The following is an 8,622-nucleotide window of genomic DNA, read 5'->3' as shown; positions in this document are numbered from 1 at the left end:
CTACCCCGGCAGCGCTACGCGCTGCAATCGCGAATAAATTCGCTCCTACAGAGAGTGGCGCCAAGGCTAATATAGGAGCGACTTCAGTCGCGATGGGGGTGTCTTAACACTCAGTACACCACCCCACGCAGGATCTCGTAGACCACCTCGTTGGCGATGTCGACGAGGATGGCGTCGGGGCCGGCCTGGCGCCATTCGTAACCCTCGTAGCGCGGTAGCTGGCCGTAGAGGCGGTCGTCGAAGCGCTTGGCGATGCCCGGGGGCAGCGGCTTGCCGCGCTCGAGGTTCTGGCGGATGCCCGGCGGCAGGTCGGCGTCGCGGCTGACGTAGCTGCGGTTGTCCTCGAAGATGCGGCGGATCACCCGCTCCTCCAGGCTGGGGCCGTCGCGGCGATAGTCACGGTCACCGCGATCACGATGATACTCGGGTTCGTCGGCGCGGCGCTGCCGGGGCGCCGACTCGCGGCGCGGCTCACTCGACCGCTCCTGCTGCTGACGCCGCTGGCCCTGCCCTTGGCCTTGTAAAGCGCCCTGGCCTTGAGCATTGCCCTGACCCTGCCCTTGTGAAGCGCCCTGAGGCTGCCCTTGTGGAGAAGCGCCCTGGGCCTGGACATTGGCCGCCCCCAGCGCCAGGGTCAGCGCCCCCGCCGCCAGCCACGGCCAGCGGAACGAACGGTTGGCAAGCATCGACATGGCAAGCTCCTTGCATTGCGGGTTTTGGGATAGCGTAGCGGGAAATGGTGCAAGGGGTGTGGAGATGGGTGAGAACAGTAGAATGTTAAAAATAACAACGGCCGGCATTTTTGCCGGCCGCTGAAACTTCTTCAGGCTTGCTGGAAAATTGAACCTAACCCCAAGTTAGTCCAATTACTACTCACTAGCAGTAGCATCAGCGAAAGATTGACCAATCTCAGTGACCGCTAAACCTCGGGTGGTAACAGCATTTTCAACTACGACGCTTCCTTCAGGGGCAGCCTCTGTGCCTTCCCCATCAGAAATAGACACTTCCGGATCATTTTCTCCACCAGCACAAGCATTAAAGACAAAGTCAACAGCTTGGTTATTAGTGCTAACAACGTCGGCATCAATTGTATTTTCTGCAAGGAGTAATGTGCGAGCATTTACCAACTCGCCTTGACACGCACTATAAGCTGATCTGTCTAAATAGTTATTATACTGCGGAATCGCAATCGCCGCCAATACGCCAATAATCGCCACCACGATCAGCAGCTCGATCAGGGTAAAACCGCCCTGGCCGACCTTGCCCTTGACGGGCTGCTTGGTCATCTGATTTTTCATTCTTTTACCCCTTCGTTTTGCCCTTGCTTATCGACCCGGTAGCGCGACGTCTCATACGCCGGCTGGCCATGCCCTCAGTCCTTTCTCGCTAGCCGCGGCCGCCATCCCTCAGCCACTTTTACCACGTTTGCTCATCCTAGCCTAGTTGCCGCCCCGGCCCATCGGTCGAGCAAGGCGCTTTTTCAACGTTAGTTCGTTAGCGGCGAGTGCCTAGCACCAAGCTGTCAGCTAGGCGCTTATGGCTGGGCGCTTGGTGATCTAGGCTGATGCTTTGTTACACTAGTTTACCTTCGGTACTAAGACAATCCCCTGCCACCATTTTGTTAGGGGTCTAATAGCGCACAGCGACGAGCGACGAGATATGAACCGGCAGCGCTCCGCGCTGCAATCGCGAATGAATTCGCTCCCACACTGGAAGCCCTGCCAGCGCGACTCCCACACTGGAAGCGCTGCCAGCGCGACTGACGTCGCTCCCACACTGAAGACGGCGCTGAGCTGGGCGCTTTTGATAGCTTTTCATGGCTTTCCTCAGCTCCAAACCCGGGTAGACTGTCAGCAATGCTTGGCCATATCGAGACGCCCCATGACCGACGCCCTGCCCCCCGGCACCCTGCCCGACCCGCCGCCCACCCGCCTGCGCGGTATCGCCGGACGGCTGGTGGCAGAAGGCCTGCTGTCGGCCGCGGCGGCCAGCCGCGCCGAGCATGAGGCCCGCGAGGAGGAGGTCTCGATGATGCAGCACCTGGTCGAGACCGGCCTGGTCACCCCGCGCCAGGCGGCGATGGCGGCGGCCTGGGAGTACGGCCTGCCGCTGCTCGACCTCGACGCGCTGCGCCTCGACAGCTTGCCCCCCGCCGAGGAGATGCCCGAGGCGCTGCTGCGCAAGCTGGGCGTGATGCCGCTGACCCGCAGCGAGACCAGCGTTACCGTGGCGGTGCCCTACCCCTCCAGCCTGGCCAAGCTCGACGAGCTGCAGTTCGCCCTCGGCCTCTCGGTGGAGGGGGTGCTGGCGCCCCTCGACCAGCTCTCGCCGGCGCTGGAGAACTACCTCAGCCAAGCCGGACACGAGCAGATGATGGAGGGCCTGGCAGGTGCCGACGAGGCGCTGGAGGGGCTGGCCTTCGATGAGTACGACCCCGAAGACGACAGCGCGGTCACCGCCAGCAGCGACGACGCCCCGGTGGTGCGCTTCGTCAACAAGATCCTGCTCGACGCCATCAAGCGCGGCGCCTCGGATATCCACTTCGAGCCGTATGAGTCGAGCTACCGGATTCGCCTGCGCATCGACGGCATCCTGCTCGAGGCGGCGCGGCCGCCGTTCGGCATGCGCACGCGGATCGCCGCACGCCTCAAGGTGATGGCGCGGCTGGATATCTCCGAGCGGCGCCTGCCCCAGGATGGCGCCATCAAGCTGCGCCTCTCCAAGCAGCGCTCGATCGACTTTCGCGTCAACTCGCTGCCCACGGTGTACGGCGAAAAGATCGTGCTGCGGATCCTCGACCCGGCCTCGGCGCAGTTGGGCATCGACGCGCTGGGTTTCACCCCGCAGCAGCGCGAGCTCTACGAGACGGTGCTGGCCGAGCCCCAGGGCATGGTGCTGGTCACCGGCCCCACCGGCAGCGGCAAGACGGTGACGCTCTACACCGGCATCAATATCCTCAATACCACCGAGCGCAATATCTCCACCGCCGAAGATCCGGTGGAGCTCAAAGTGCCGGGGGTCAATCAGGTCAACGTCAAGCCCAAGATCGGGCTCGACTTCGCCAGCGCGCTGCGCGCCTTCCTGCGCCAGGACCCGGATATCGTGATGGTCGGCGAGATCCGCGACCTGGAGACCGCCGAGATCGCGGTCAAGGCGTCGCAGACCGGCCACCTGGTGCTCTCCACGGTGCACACCAACTCCGCCGCCGAGACCCTGACCCGTCTCTCCAACATGGGTGTGGCGGCGTTCAATATCGCCAGTTCGGTGAGCCTGATCATCGCCCAGCGGCTGGCGCGCAAGCTGTGCCCGCTGTGCAAGGAGCCGGTGGAGATCCCCGCCGCGGCGCTGCGCGAGGAGGGCTTCAGCGAGGAGGAGATCGCCCGGGCGACGATCTACCACCCGGTGGGCTGCCGTAAGTGCACGCTGGGCTACAAGGGCCGGGTCGGCATCTACGAGGTGGTGCCGGTGTCCGAGGCGATCAGCCAGCTGATCATGCGCAACGGCAACGCCCTGGAGCTGGATGAGCAGGCGCGCCGCGAGGGCCACCCGGACCTGCGCCGCAGCGGCCTGTTGAAGGTGATGCAGGGGATTACCAGCCTGGAAGAGATCAACCGGGTGACGAAGGATTAGCGCCGAGGTGTGGGCCAGCAGCGCTGCGCGCTGCAATCGCGAATAAATTCGCTCCCACTCGGGCTAGCTAACGCAGGGGAACGAACATGGCGACACGACAACTCAAGGCGCCGACCAGGGTCAAGCTGCACCGCTGGAAGTGGACAGGCAAGGGCCCCAACGGGCGCAAGGTGCAGGGCGAGATCGTCGCCAGCCAGAAGGCCGAGGTCGAGCGTGAGCTGGCCGGCCAGAGCATCATCATCAAGAGCGTGCGCCGCAAGAGCTCGCTGTTCGGCGGTGCGGGCAAGATCAAGCCCCGCGACGTGATGCTGTTCGCCCGCCAGATGGCCACCATGATCCGCGCCGGGGTGCCGGTGCTGCAGGCCTTCCAGGTGGTGGCGGAGAGCCTCAAGAAGCCTGCTATGAGCGCCCTGGTGCAGGAGCTGATGAACGAGGTAGCGGCCGGTTCGAGCTTCTCCGAGGCGCTCAAGCGCCACCCCGAGCACTTCGACCGGCTGTTCGCCAACATGGTCGAGGCCGGCGAGCAGTCGGGTTCACTGGACCGCATGCTGGAGCGGGTGGCGACCTACAAGGAGAAGGTCGAGTCGCTCAAGGGCCGGGTCAAGAAGGCGCTCTACTACCCGATCGCGGTGATCCTGGTGGCAGTGGGCGTGACCGCACTGCTGCTGATCAAGGTGGTGCCGCAGTTCGAGAGCCTGTTCCGCGGCTTCGGCGCCGAGCTGCCGGCGATGACGCGCATGACCATCGCGCTCTCGGATTTCGCCCAGGCCTACTGGCTGTGGGGCATCGCCATCGTGGTCGGCACGGTGGTGGTGATCCGCCAGGGCATGAAGCGCTCGGAAGGTTTCGCCTACCGCATGCATGCGCTGTCGCTGCGCGTGCCGGTGATCGGCGATATCCTCGACAAGTCGTGCGTGGCGCGCTACTCGCGCACCCTGGCCACCACCTTCGGCGCCGGGGTGCCGCTGGTGGAGTCGCTGGAGACCGCCGCCGGCGCCGCCGGCAACAAGGTCTACGAGCGCGCGGTGATTCAGGTACGCGACGACGTCGCCACCGGCCAGCAGCTTTATTTCGCGATGCGCCTCGCCGAGCGTTTCCCGCCGCTGGCCATCCAGATGGTCAGCATCGGCGAGGAAGCCGGCTCGCTGGACGCCATGCTCAACCGCGTGGCCGACTACTACGAGGAGGAGGTCGACAACAAGGTCGACGCCCTCACCTCGCTGCTCGAGCCGTTCATCATCGTGATCCTCGGCGTACTGGTCGGCGGCCTGGTAGTCTCGATGTATCTGCCCATCTTCGAACTCGGGAGCGTGCTTTAATGCCCATGCGAACAACCTATGATGAAGCGGACGATATCCTCGTACTGCATCTTTCTGAAAAACCTTTCTTCAAGGAGATCTCGCAGGACTGGAATACGCATGTGAGCTATGCCGAGGACGGCAGTATCGTCGAGATCGTCGTTCTCGAGGCCTCCAAGCAAGGCGCCTGGCCACTGCTGAAAAGCCACGCGGCGTAACCATCACTGCAGGAGTTCGCTTTGTCGCTAGACCTTCCCCCCGCCATTCTGTGGCCGCTGGCCGCCGTGCTCGGGCTGTGCCTGGGCAGCTTTCTCAACGTGGTGATCACCCGCCTGCCGGTGATGCTGATGCAGGGCTGGCGCGCCGAGGCGCTGGATGCCCTGGAGCAGGAGCCCGAGGCGGTGCCGCGCTTCAACCTGCTGACGCCACGCTCGCAGTGCCCCGGCTGCGGCCAGCCGATCGCCTGGCACGACAATATTCCGCTGCTCGGCTACTTCATACGCCGCGGCCAGTGTGCCGGCTGCGGGGGGCGGATCAGCCCGCAGTACCCGCTGATCGAGCTGGCCGGCGCGGTGCTGACCCTGGCCGCCCTGGCGCTGCACGGCCCGACCCTGGTCGGGCTGTTCATCGTCGGCGCCTGCCTGACGCTGCTGGCGCTGGCAGTGATCGACCTGCGCACCCAGCTGCTGCCCGACATCATGACCCTACCGCTGCTGTGGGCCGGGCTGCTCTACCAGCTGCTGTTCCAGCCGCTGCTGCTGCCCAGCGCGGTGATCGGGGCCATGCTGGGGTATCTGTCGCTGTGGAGCTTCTACTGGCTGTTCAAGCTGGTCACCGGCAAGGAGGGCATGGGCTACGGCGACTTCAAGCTGCTTGCCGCGCTGGGCGCCTGGCTGGGCTGGCAGTATCTGCCGCTGGTGCTGATCCTCTCCGCCGGGGTGGGGGCGCTGGTGGGTATTGCGCTGCAGCTGGCGATGCCCAGACTGCGCGGCGCGCCGATGCCGTTCGGCCCCTTCCTGGCCATGGCCGGCTGGATCGCGCTGCTGATGGGCGAGCCGCTGATGGCGTTCTATCAGGGACTGGTGGGGGTGTAGCGCCGAGCGCTTGCCTGGCCCCTGCGCCAGGCCTATGCTAATGGCATAGGCCAGGACCATCAGGAGGCAGCATGACAGAAGAGCGCCATATTCGCCTGTTTCGCAACGGCCGCAACCAGGCGCTGCGTATCCCCCGCGAGTTCGAGCTGGAGGACGATGAGGCCATCATCAGCCGCGATGGCGATCGGCTGATCATCCGTCCCATTGCGCAACGCGGCCTGCTGGCTACCCTGGCCACGCTGTCGCCTCTGGATGAGCCCCTCGACGAAGCCCTCGACGACGACCTGCTGCCGCTGGACGACGCCTGGTGAATGCGCCTTACCGCTACCTGTTGGATACCAACACCTTGTCGGCGCTGGTGCGCGCGCCCCAGGGGCGGGTGGCCGAACGCATCGCCGCGGTTGGCGAGGAAGCGGTATGCACCAGCGTGATCGTCGCCGCCGAGCTGCGCTTCGGCGCGCTGAAACGCGCCAGCCCTCGGCTGACCCGACAGGTCGAACAGATTCTCGCAGCGCTGCCGGTGGTGCCCTTCGAGCCGCCCATGGATCGGCACTATGCCAAGCTAAGGCAGCAGCTATTCAGCGCCGGCACGCCGATCGGCCCCAATGACATGCTGATCGCCGCTCAGGCACTGGCGTTGCCGTGCCGGGTAGTCACCGCCAACGTTGGTGAATTCCAGCGCGTCGTGGGCCTCGAGGTGGACAACTGGTTGGAGGATTCATGAGCCTGTGCGTAGGCGTGACCGGCGGCATCGCCTCGGGCAAGTCGAGCGTGGCGCGGGCCTTTGCCGAGCACGGCATCCCCTGGGTGGACGCCGACGACCTGGCCCGCGAGGTGGTCAAGCCCGGCGAGCCGGCGCTTGAGGAAATCGCCGCACGCTTCGGCCCGCGGGTGCTGGATGACGACGGTCGGCTGAACCGCGGCGCGCTGCGCGAGATCGTGTTCGCCGATGCCGATGAACGGCGCTGGCTGGAGTCGGTGACCCATCCGCGCATTCGCGAGCGGCTCGAGAAGCGCCTGGCGGAGATGACGGCGGGTCCGGCGCCCTACCATCTGCTGGTGTCACCGCTGCTGTTCGAGTCGGGCCAGGACGCGCTGGTCGATCGCCGCCTGGTGATCGACGTACCCGAGGCACAGCAGATCGCGCGCACCGCAGCGCGGGACGGCGTCGACGAGGCCCAGGCACGGGCCATCGTCGCCGCCCAGATGCCGCGCCGGGAGCGGCTGGCCCTGGCCGACGATATCCTCGACAATGGGGGAGATTTCGCCGCCCTGACCCAGCGCGTTGCCGAGCTCGACCGCGACTATCGGCAACTGTGTCGGCAACTCAATCGGTAAGCCAATAAACCGCTACGGAAGTGACATGAGCCACAGCCAGACCCCATCACGCCCTCTCGAGGTCCCTTGCCCCCGCTGCCGGACGTCCGTCCAGTGGGTGGAGGAGAATCGCTTTCGCCCGTTCTGCTCGGAGCGCTGCAAGCTGATCGATCTCGGTGCCTGGGCCGACGGTACGCACCGTATTGCCGGCGAGCCGGCGATGGACGAAACCGAGATCGACGAGATGATCCTGCGCGCCGAGCGCGGTGACATGGGCCGGGACGACTAGCCGTGGCAACCGCTCGCCCGCCCACCGAGTACCGCCTGCTGGCCGAGCTGGAGTTGGCCTTCGACCAGTTGATCGAGCGCGTCGAGGCGCTGTGCGAGGTGTATCGCCGGTCACCGGGGGCGGCGTGGGCACTGCACACCCCGACGCCGGACGCCGAGTGGCTGCGCCGGGTGCTGCTGGATTTCTGGTACCAGGATGGCCAGGACGGCCGCGCCACCCGCAGCCACGTGGGGCTGGTGGCGGCCAATGACACCCTGCTCGAGGAAGTGGCCAGGGTCAACGCCGCCAAGGCGACGTTCGCCGCGCTGCTGTCGGAGATCCGCGCCAAGGCGGCGAGCCTGATCCCCGAGCTCAAGGCGGTGCTGCCGTTCCGCCATCCGGCGCTGCATAGCCATCTGCGCGGCCAGGGCCTGGCACGGCTGCAGCTGAAGCAGTGCTGGCGGGCGATTCCGATCGCCGATGCGCCGCTCGCGCGGGTAAGGCTGGCGTGGTATTCGAGCGGGCGCTCGATCAAGAAACTCAGCGTTCGCGAGGCCGAGCAAAAGCTGCTGGCACTGGACAGCGAGGCGCCCCACGTGCGCATCCAGCTCAGGCGCCTGGCGGGCATTCCCAGCGCCGAGCCGCTGGCCCAGGTGCAGAAGCAGGCGCCACTGATGCGCGCCAATCTGTTCTTCGCCGAGCCATTGGCCGACGGCCGCAGCCGCCGCGCCATGAACGTCGCCCTGCCGCTGTTCATTCCCAGCCACGACGGCCGCCTGCCCAGTTACAACCAGCCGCCTCCCGCGCCCAGCGAAAAGCGCACCCGCGCCAAGCGCAGCGATGAAAAGCTCGCGGATGAGGTGTTTCTGCCCAGCCTGCGGGTCTATCGCTACCGCGGCTGATCTAGGCGTCCCCCCATCGCGACTAAAGTCGCTCCTACATTAGCCTCGGCGCCACTCCCCTGTAGGAGCGAATTTATTCGCGATTGCAGCGCGCAGCGCTGCCTGGCCGACCA

At 65.6% G+C, this 8,622-nt stretch carries 11 protein-coding genes; 9 read left to right on the top strand and 2 right to left on the bottom strand.

The features are described from left to right. Positions 1-110: 110 nt before the first annotated feature. Both BLT16_RS20330 and BLT16_RS21155 read right to left on the bottom strand, forming a co-directional pair. On the bottom strand, positions 111-692 hold the full coding sequence (locus BLT16_RS20330) for an anti-virulence regulator CigR family protein (protein WP_218124479.1): 582 nt from the start codon (positions 690-692) through the stop codon (positions 111-113). A 177-nt stretch (positions 693-869) separates the two neighbouring features. Continuing rightward, positions 870-1,286 carry a pilin gene (locus BLT16_RS21155; protein WP_281243328.1) on the bottom strand — a complete coding sequence of 139 codons (417 nt, stop codon included), beginning with the start codon at positions 1,284-1,286 and terminating at the stop codon, positions 870-872. A gap of 595 nt (positions 1,287-1,881) precedes the next feature. Between BLT16_RS21155 and pilB the strand changes: the two genes are divergently transcribed. The 9 genes from pilB (at position 1,882) to BLT16_RS20280 (ending at position 8,509) form a co-directional block, all read left to right on the top strand. Then, positions 1,882-3,630, top strand: coding sequence for a type IV-A pilus assembly ATPase PilB (gene pilB, locus BLT16_RS20320; RefSeq protein ID WP_089660760.1), 1,749 nt, complete (start codon positions 1,882-1,884; stop codon positions 3,628-3,630). A gap of 86 nt (positions 3,631-3,716) precedes the next feature. Then, complete coding sequence (locus BLT16_RS20315; protein ID WP_089660759.1) at positions 3,717-4,949, top strand: type II secretion system F family protein; 1,233 nt, start codon at positions 3,717-3,719, stop codon at positions 4,947-4,949. Beyond that, complete coding sequence (locus BLT16_RS20310; RefSeq protein ID WP_245701789.1) at positions 4,949-5,146, top strand: DUF2283 domain-containing protein; 198 nt, start codon at positions 4,949-4,951, stop codon at positions 5,144-5,146. The genes BLT16_RS20315 and BLT16_RS20310 overlap by 1 nt, the downstream gene beginning before the upstream one ends. A gap of 21 nt (positions 5,147-5,167) precedes the next feature. Continuing rightward, positions 5,168-6,022, top strand: a complete 855-nt coding sequence (locus BLT16_RS20305) for a prepilin peptidase (RefSeq protein ID WP_245701788.1) — start codon at positions 5,168-5,170, stop codon at positions 6,020-6,022. Between the two features lie 71 nt (positions 6,023-6,093). Beyond that, entirely contained in the window at positions 6,094-6,333 is a 240-nt protein-coding gene (locus BLT16_RS20300) for an antitoxin (RefSeq protein ID WP_089660758.1), read from the top strand. Next, on the top strand, positions 6,330-6,746 hold the full coding sequence (locus BLT16_RS20295) for a type II toxin-antitoxin system VapC family toxin (protein ID WP_089660757.1): 417 nt from the start codon (positions 6,330-6,332) through the stop codon (positions 6,744-6,746). The genes BLT16_RS20300 and BLT16_RS20295 overlap by 4 nt, the downstream gene beginning before the upstream one ends. Beyond that, positions 6,743-7,360, top strand: a complete 618-nt coding sequence (gene coaE, locus BLT16_RS20290; protein ID WP_089660756.1) for a dephospho-CoA kinase — start codon at positions 6,743-6,745, stop codon at positions 7,358-7,360. The genes BLT16_RS20295 and coaE overlap by 4 nt, the downstream gene beginning before the upstream one ends. A gap of 25 nt (positions 7,361-7,385) precedes the next feature. Further along, a complete protein-coding gene (gene yacG / locus BLT16_RS20285; RefSeq protein ID WP_089660755.1) occupies positions 7,386-7,628 on the top strand; it encodes a DNA gyrase inhibitor YacG in 243 nt (80 codons plus the stop codon). A 2-nt stretch (positions 7,629-7,630) separates the two neighbouring features. Next, positions 7,631-8,509 (top strand): DNA replication terminus site-binding protein, encoded by an 879-nt coding sequence (locus tag BLT16_RS20280; protein ID WP_089660754.1) that lies wholly within the window; start codon positions 7,631-7,633, stop codon positions 8,507-8,509. The last annotated feature ends 113 nt before the right edge of the window (positions 8,510-8,622 follow it).

Source organism: Franzmannia pantelleriensis (genome assembly GCF_900102875.1).
Lineage (GTDB): Bacteria > Pseudomonadota > Gammaproteobacteria > Pseudomonadales > Halomonadaceae > Franzmannia > Franzmannia pantelleriensis.
The sequence above is the reverse complement of the archived record's forward strand: the minus strand, read 5'-3'. Positions and strand labels throughout refer to the sequence as shown.

Bases quoted from the DNA above. Each gene is read 5' to 3' on its own strand.
- coaE (WP_089660756.1), top strand. From the start codon at position 6,743: ATGAGCCTGTGCGTAGGCGTGACCGGCGGCATCGCCTCGGGCAAGTCG.
- BLT16_RS20310 (WP_245701789.1), top strand. From the start codon at position 4,949: ATGCCCATGCGAACAACCTATGATGAAGCGGACGATATCCTCGTACTG.
- BLT16_RS20300 (WP_089660758.1), top strand. From the start codon at position 6,094: ATGACAGAAGAGCGCCATATTCGCCTGTTTCGCAACGGCCGCAACCAG.
- pilB (WP_089660760.1), top strand. From the start codon at position 1,882: ATGACCGACGCCCTGCCCCCCGGCACCCTGCCCGACCCGCCGCCCACC.
- yacG (WP_089660755.1), top strand. From the start codon at position 7,386: ATGAGCCACAGCCAGACCCCATCACGCCCTCTCGAGGTCCCTTGCCCC.
- BLT16_RS21155 (WP_281243328.1), bottom strand. From the start codon at position 1,286: ATGACCAAGCAGCCCGTCAAGGGCAAGGTCGGCCAGGGCGGTTTTACC.
- BLT16_RS20315 (WP_089660759.1), top strand. From the start codon at position 3,717: ATGGCGACACGACAACTCAAGGCGCCGACCAGGGTCAAGCTGCACCGC.
- BLT16_RS20330 (WP_218124479.1), bottom strand. From the start codon at position 692: ATGTCGATGCTTGCCAACCGTTCGTTCCGCTGGCCGTGGCTGGCGGCG.